6 protein-coding genes and 1 pseudogene are annotated in these 6,534 nt (G+C 44.4%); 5 read left to right on the top strand and 2 right to left on the bottom strand.

The window, feature by feature from the left end:
• Positions 1 to 66 precede the first annotated feature (66 nt).
• The 3 genes from KDK16_RS02235 to KDK16_RS02225 all read left to right on the top strand — a co-directional run bounded on the left by KDK16_RS02235 (position 67) and on the right by KDK16_RS02225 (position 3,051).
• Positions 67 to 396 (top strand): rRNA adenine dimethyltransferase family protein, encoded by a 330-nt coding sequence (locus KDK16_RS02235; protein ID WP_306670693.1) that lies wholly within the window; start codon positions 67 to 69, stop codon positions 394 to 396.
• A 348-nt stretch (positions 397 to 744) separates the two neighbouring features.
• Positions 745 to 1,551 (top strand): symmetrical bis(5'-nucleosyl)-tetraphosphatase, encoded by an 807-nt coding sequence (locus KDK16_RS02230; protein ID WP_257274467.1) that lies wholly within the window; start codon positions 745 to 747, stop codon positions 1,549 to 1,551.
• Positions 1,552 to 1,833: 282 nt separating this feature from the next.
• On the top strand, positions 1,834 to 3,051 hold the full coding sequence (locus tag KDK16_RS02225) for a type II secretion system F family protein (RefSeq protein WP_257252904.1): 1,218 nt from the start codon (positions 1,834 to 1,836) through the stop codon (positions 3,049 to 3,051).
• Between the two features lie 529 nt (positions 3,052 to 3,580).
• Here the strand turns inward: KDK16_RS02225 and KDK16_RS02220 are convergent.
• Both KDK16_RS02220 and tnpA read right to left on the bottom strand, forming a co-directional pair.
• The gene (locus tag KDK16_RS02220) at positions 3,581 to 4,894 is read right to left on the bottom strand and encodes a hypothetical protein (protein ID WP_257274466.1); all 1,314 of its coding nucleotides are present in this window, start codon (positions 4,892 to 4,894) and stop codon (positions 3,581 to 3,583) included.
• Between the two features lie 209 nt (positions 4,895 to 5,103).
• Positions 5,104 to 5,514 (bottom strand): annotated as a pseudogene (tnpA, locus tag KDK16_RS02215) (IS200/IS605 family transposase).
• An 11-nt stretch (positions 5,515 to 5,525) separates the two neighbouring features.
• Here tnpA and KDK16_RS13450 point away from each other — a divergent pair.
• Positions 5,526 to 5,825 carry a transposase gene (locus KDK16_RS13450; RefSeq protein WP_373690679.1) on the top strand — a complete coding sequence of 100 codons (300 nt, stop codon included), beginning with the start codon at positions 5,526 to 5,528 and terminating at the stop codon, positions 5,823 to 5,825.
• Between the two features lie 366 nt (positions 5,826 to 6,191).
• Entirely contained in the window at positions 6,192 to 6,464 is a 273-nt protein-coding gene (locus tag KDK16_RS02210; RefSeq protein WP_257274465.1) for an addiction module antidote protein, read from the top strand.
• Positions 6,465 to 6,534 lie beyond the last annotated feature (70 nt).

Raw genomic sequence — 6,534 nt, 5'->3', positions numbered from 1 at the left:
CAGAAAGAGGTTGTGGAAAGACTTGCAGCCCAGCCCGGTGAAAAGCACTATGGGTGACTGGGCATCATGGCTCAATACTACTGCAAGGTGAACAACCTGTTTGTTGTGGGCCCTGGCTGTTTCAAACCTGCCCCCAAAGTTGACTCAGCTATTGTTCGGCTTGAGCCTCATAGAGATTTACCTTACCCGGCAGATGACGTAAAACTGCTGGAAAGGGTGGTTCGGGAAGCTTTCCAGCAACGCCGCAAAACTATGCGAAACACTCTGAAAAAGCTAATCTCTGCCGATAAACTGACTGAGCTGGGTATCGACCCTGCGAGTCGTCCGGAAACGGTGACTCTGCCAGAATTTGTTGCTATCGCCAATTATCTGCATTCAGCTGCCATGAGCGACTGACATCATTTTTCGTCAGCCTCGGGGATGAAAATTTTTCCAATGTAAGAAAGCTGCCGTTACATGATAAACGACCAGACGACTTGCATGCTCGCTATCCACTGAGTTACTACTATTAGCAGGGAAATGCAGTTTTCATCACTGTGGAGAACGCAGTCTCCACCCGGTCAACGGAGAAAAGGATATTTCTCCAAGCCGGTCACAAACTGTTACTGAGCCAGGCAGCGAATCAGAAAAAGCTTTTGTGCATTTCAATCAAGCATTCCCGATTTAGTCTTAAAACCACGAACCTTCAAAGACCTTTGCTATAAATGGCTATCACACGTTTAAAGGTTCAGGAGATTATTGTTAATGACCGTGTACGCCGTAGGTGATATCCAGGGATGCTACGAGCCTCTCAGACATCTGCTTGACAAAGTTCAGTTCAAGCCTGGCCGTGACCAGTTGTGGGTAGCGGGGGATATGGTAAACCGTGGCCCAGACTCACTGGCTACGCTACGCTACCTGAAAAGTCTCGGCAGCGATTGTACCGCTGTATTGGGCAACCATGACCTGCACTTGCTGGCGGTTGCTGCACGAGTTCGTCGATCCAAAAAGAAAGATACATTAGCCCCACTGCTCAGCGCTCCTGACAGAGACTCATTGATTGACTGGCTAAGGCACCGCCCACTGATTCACTATGATAAAAAACGCAAAGTCACAATGGTACATGCTGGAATCCCTCCGATCTGGACCCTGAAGCAGGCCTGCCTGTATGCAAGCAAACTTGAGAAAGCCCTTCAGGGAGAAAACTATCAAGAGTTTCTTCAGTTTCTATTCAAATCAGATTCCATCAACTCTATGGAAGAAGCTTATACCCGTCGAGCCAAACTGAAACTGACCGCAGCTTATCTGACACAGATGCGTTTTTGTGACCAGTACGGTCGGCTTGATCTTGACAACAAGACAGCATCTGCCACTGAGACATTCGCCGCTTGGTATAATTTTCCTGATAGCCCCGTCTACAAAGAACGCATTATTTTTGGTCACTGGGCTGCCCTGGAAGGCAACAGTCAGCGCAAAAAAATCCATGCCCTTGATACCGGGTGCGTCTGGGGGCGCTGTCTCACCGCCCTGAACCTCGACGATTACAGCACCACTTCAGTGGACTGTTGCTAAACCAATGTATGAATGGATTCATAAACACCTGACAAACTCGACAGGATCATGATTACAGTGCAAAAAACCCACTCATCCTCAGGACTTTTGTCACCTTTTTCTGATTTTGTCTTCCACTTCGTATTAAGTTTCCCTAAGGTCTCGTACAATACTCGCCGACAAAGCCATTAGCGCTATAATGAATCCCCAATAGCGGACTCCGTTAAGAGCGGTATAATGCCACTGCCTGGCATCGCAGTGGCTCAACAAGAATGATAAAAGAAGCTACGGAACTGGCTATATATGGCACGAAAACCAACAAAAACAGCCACATTCGTCTGGGAAGGTAAAGACAAGAGTGGGCGGAAGGTCAAAGGAGAAATCCAGAGCGGCAGTATTGCACTGGTCAAAGCTGAGCTCCGCAAGCAGGGAATCAACTCCACAAAAGTCAGAAAGAAGGGTATGTCACTGGGTACCAAGGGCGGCAGGATCAAACCCATGGATATTGCCCTGTTTACCCGCCAGCTAGCCACCATGATGAAGGCGGGGGTTCCCCTGCTTCAAGCGTTTGATATTACTTCTGACGGTATCGAAAAGCCTGCCATGAAAGATCTCATTGGCAAAATCAAGAATGATGTTGCCGGCGGTTCCACTCTGGCTGATGCCCTGAGAAACCATCCACTGTATTTCGATGACCTCTACTGTAATCTTGTCGCTTCCGGTGAGCAGTCTGGTTCTCTGGAGTCACTGCTGGACAGAATCGCCACCTATAAAGAGAAAACCGAAGCCCTTAAGGCCAAAATCAAGAAAGCGATGAAATACCCCATCGCTGTTGTGGGTGTTGCTATGGTTGTGACTGGCATTCTGCTGGTCTACGTAGTGCCCCAGTTTGAGGAAGTATTCCAGGGATTTGGGGCTGAGCTACCCGCATTTACCCAGTTGGTTATCGGCATTTCTGAATGGGTCCAAAGTTCATGGCATATGACCATAGGCGCTCTCGTTGCCTTTGGATTTATGTTCAAAAAACTGCTACAAAAATCCAAAGCAACCAGAGACAGAATGGATCGGGTCACCCTTAAGATTCCCGTGATCGGTGTCATTCTTGATAAATCAGCAGTCGCCCGATTCGCCAGAACCCTGTCGACGACTTTTGCCGCCGGTGTACCCCTGGTGGATGCCCTTGACTCGGTTGCCGGGGCTGCTGGTAACGTCGTCTATTTCGATGCCACCCAACGCATAAAGGAAGACGTATCCAGCGGTCAGCAGCTGCAGTTCGCCATGAGAAACTCTGGCATATTCCCGGCCATGGCGGTTCAGATGGTGGCTATTGGTGAAGAATCCGGCGCTCTGGATGAAATGCTCGATAAGGTCGCCACTTTTTACGAAGACGAAGTAGACAACATGGTCGATGGTCTGACCAGCTTGATGGAACCTTTGATCATGTCGGTTCTCGGCGTACTGGTTGGTGGTCTTATCATTGCCATGTACTTGCCTATTTTCCAGTTGGGGTCTGTGGTCTAACCAACAGATGTAAACATGTATTAAAACTCCAGACACATGCATTAAACTATCGACACGGAAATAGCTTATTCCTCTATAGCCCTTATTATATAGGGCTATCAGTCAACAGCTTTATCCAGCTACATTCAGGAATCAGACATATAAAAACAGTTTTAATGCATTTTGGCCGCAAGTTACTTACTCTGTGTCCACTGAAAATCAGGAGTACTTGTCAATAGTTTTAATGCACGTCTACTCTTCAAACTTTTTAGTTTTTTGTTCAACTTCCTGCAGCACGGGCTGCTTATCCTTGCTGAACAACAAGCGCTCGTAATACAGCTTGCTGACCTGACGATCCAGCGACCGGGAATGCCAGCTCTATTGTATGGCTTCCAGCAGATATCGCTCTCTGGATTTGGGGTTTCAATACGGGTCAGACGACGATAGTGGGACCTGCTCGATTTGGAACGCAAGGCGTTCCATTTTGATAAAAAGCACTCATACAACGCAGGTTCCTGGCTGCGCTGATCTGCAGCCGGTGTGCGTGCCGTTAGCTGCCATCGTCAGCATGTTGGATAACGGGGTAATTACCTGAAATTTCAAAAAGTGAGTGAGCGATAAGTGCAAGTCTATAGAGAGAAGCCATCCCTGTGTGATGAATATATGCATCATTCATAAGTGCAGCTATTGCTCTATCATTTTCTGTATCTGAATTGTAATTTGCCTGACTACCATTGTAAAAATGATTAAATCTTTTAAATGTATTAAAATTCCAATCTTTAGTCCTGTTTCTAATAAATTTGATAACTAAAGATCTTTTATCGATATTTATCTTTAACCTGACTAAAGCTTCCTGTTCGTGAAGCGTATATTTTTGACTATTTTTTCCCAAAGTTGGATCATCTGCATAGCTAAGCCATAACTCTAAAATATAAGAGCAATACCTTGTGTTCTTAACCATAATAATGCCTGTATTCGGTAAACGACCATCATTTAATTGTTGTAATCCTTGATGGTACCAGTAATCCTGAGAAGTTATAATGCAAGCATGCTCCCCAACTGAATCTATTATTTTATCAAGATGGCTTTTATCATTCTTAAAATCATTGATTACAATATCATCATCTATCCAGGTAATCCATTTACCAGATTTTACTCGACCCTCTTTCAGCCACTTATTAATTAAAAATATTTTTCCCCAATAAGGTTGCCTATCGTGCATCCAATTCATCAAATCTATTGAGTCATCATCTTCGCTATTCTGGCTAAACAGTATGAATTTGTATTTAGTACGCCTTGCTTTTGAAAATGCCAAATGATTCTTTGCAACAGCCAGCGAATAGGGTTTCCAGGTTCCTCCTGATAGGATAAGATCTATATTTTTTAATCCATATATTGCATTATCATCAATTTTAGAGACACTTGGAACAGAAGAAAGGTATGTTTGAAGCTTATTTGGCTTGTTGAAATTTTTACTAGTGTATCTAGAATAATCTTTTCGATATGATGCAGACCGCCCTTCGAAATCAGCTTTATTATTTATTTCTAATTCAATTCCATCTTTAATTTTTTCATATGAAGAATAACTGCCATCAGCAAGCTCAGTTAAAATGTATCCTTTTAAAGAATGCTTTTTATCTTCTTTTTCTATTTCAGTGATATTTTGCTCATAAGGTCTTTTCCAGAATCTGGCAGGGTAACTCAAAATCTTAAACGGATACCAAGTAAAGTCTGACCATTTTTCTTCATGCTGATTTATGCTTGTATCATTGTTCAGACCATTAGCAGCATTGTCTGGAATTATGCTATTTGCTGAAAGCCATAAAGGAATTAATAATAGCAAAATGTATCTATATTTTTTCATGACGTTTTAAATTCCATTTAATATTTTTATATTATCGACATTATCATAAAATTTTAAACAACGTAGGATACCCCTTCGGTTTTTGTCAACAAAGATATCTCCTCTTTTGATTCATGACTCTCTCGCTGTGTCAGGATTATTGCGATTATCAGTTAATTACCCCCGGTAGAGCCGGGGGCTTATTAAGTGAAACCCTCAAAGGGCTTATGTTACCCCCAAGTGCCTGAGTCAAAACCAAGTTTCAACTGATCTCGTGTTCCATCATTTTTCTCTTGGTTTCTGATATATTCCCTAATCACATTTTCATCAAGTCCTATTGTGCGTCGAAATACCCTCGTATCCGGAAGTACTCTCCAGAAAAATTCCTTTGCTTACCTTTGAAAGGTCTTGCAATAGCTATTGCACATTTTCCTTTCATATAACCGACAATATGGAAAGCAGAATATTTCATCGGAATGCTAATGCAAATATGGACGTAATCGCGCATCAAATGCCCCTCCGCAATTTTGCACTTTTTTGTACTTGGCAAGTTCATTAACAATGGTTCCCAGAAAATTTCTCAAGCTTCCATAAATGACCTTTTGCCTCTTTTTGGGAATAAAGACAATTTGAAGACGCAGACCATTACGAAATCATTGACTACAAGTACACCTATAGTCTGGCGCAGCGCCCTGCCAGCTATGTCATCCTGAAATATCAGCGCGAAGTCGTTCGCCACAAGCCCAGCCAGACGCTAACAACGGTAACCACACCATTAGGATTATTTGATCGCAGCTTTCCCGATGTCAGCTTCATCGCGGGTCTGCTGGTAGAGAATTACTGCTTCCGCGCTCCGCTTTACCGCCAGCATCAGAAACTTGAGTCCAGTCGTATTGCCATCAGCCTTGGAACCCTGACACATCTTGAGCAACGTGCGATATCCGAGAGCTAATCCCGCGAATCTGGAAAGAGAAATTCGGGACCAATCCGTTAAAATCCGATCTCGGCAAGTAGGGGGAGTCAATACCCTGCTTGAACGCTTACGTTGCGCGGGTGCACCACGGGCTTCAAGGCTGTCGCCAGTCGGGGCTATTTCTATGGCCTATTCCAGTGCGTCTTCGCCGGCATTGCTAACCATAATGTAAAATCCGTGGGTGGCAATATCAGTGAAATGCGGATACTTGCAGGCAAAGGCTATCGGCCCTATTTCACTGTTCGTGGTGAGCAGCTGGTCATCCTATTGTGTTGGGGACAAATCCAGCGAGTCCCAGGACATTGAAAAGTCATAGAAATATTGCAAGAACTGGAGGAAACAATCATGAGCGAATCGTTGAAACCCTACAATCCTTTTGATAATGCCCTGACCGATGATGACATCCCCTGGTTTCTGACTGAAGCCTATCAGGATAATGATCCCGGTGTTTTTATTGTGGCTCTTGGGCATGTGGTCAAACATAAAGGCGTGACACAACTGGCGGAACAGACCGGCCTGAACCGGGAGAGTCTGTACAAAGCCTTTAACGGCAAGGTCCAGCCCCGATGGGATACTGTGCACCGACTGCTGAAAGCGCTAGCAGCCTGTCGGACTTAAGGCTGTCCTACTGCGGTTGCAATAAATTGGTCTAAAAATTCCTGCTTCTTCGTCAAATAGCTCGCTATTC

It is taken from the genome of Endozoicomonas sp. SESOKO4 (assembly GCF_024606275.1).
This window is presented reverse-complemented; position numbering and strand designations above follow the sequence as displayed.

Coding starts and splice junctions, on each gene's coding strand:
- KDK16_RS02235 (WP_306670693.1), top strand. CDS start 67: ATGGCTCAATACTACTGCAAGGTGAACAACCTGTTTGTTGTGGGCCCT.
- KDK16_RS02230 (WP_257274467.1), top strand. CDS start 745: ATGACCGTGTACGCCGTAGGTGATATCCAGGGATGCTACGAGCCTCTC.
- KDK16_RS02225 (WP_257252904.1), top strand. CDS start 1,834: ATGGCACGAAAACCAACAAAAACAGCCACATTCGTCTGGGAAGGTAAA.
- KDK16_RS02220 (WP_257274466.1), bottom strand. CDS start 4,894: ATGAAAAAATATAGATACATTTTGCTATTATTAATTCCTTTATGGCTT.
- KDK16_RS02210 (WP_257274465.1), top strand. CDS start 6,192: ATGAGCGAATCGTTGAAACCCTACAATCCTTTTGATAATGCCCTGACC.